Annotated in this window: 1 pseudogene; it reads left to right on the top strand. The window is 57.9% G+C overall.

The features are described 5' to 3' along the window. Nucleotides 1-323, top strand: a pseudogene (locus tag HMPREF2661_RS07000) (hypothetical protein); the annotation flags it as partial.

The raw sequence follows: 323 nt of genomic DNA, 5'->3' as shown, positions 1-323 counted from the left end.
GCGACACCACCGTTAACAACGACGGTGTGAAAGTCGCAGGCGGTCCTAGCCTGACCAAGTCCGGTATCGATGCCGCCGGTAACAAAGTGACCAACGTGGCCGACGGCGACCTCAATGCCAACAGCAAAGACGCCGTCAACGGCAGCCAACTGTTTGCGACCAACCAAAACGTCGCCAACAACGCCGCCAACATCGCCAAAGGCATCAACTTCGGCGGTACCACCGGCAGCAACAACTACGCATTGGGCGACACCATCAATGTCAAAGGCGACAGCAACATCATCAGCGAAACCGTAGCCGGTGGTGCACAGCTGAAACTGGCC

It is taken from the genome of Neisseria sp. HMSC061B04 (assembly GCF_001836705.1).
Lineage (GTDB): Bacteria > Pseudomonadota > Gammaproteobacteria > Burkholderiales > Neisseriaceae > Neisseria.
The sequence above is the reverse complement of the archived record's forward strand: the minus strand, read 5'-3'. Positions and strand labels throughout refer to the sequence as shown.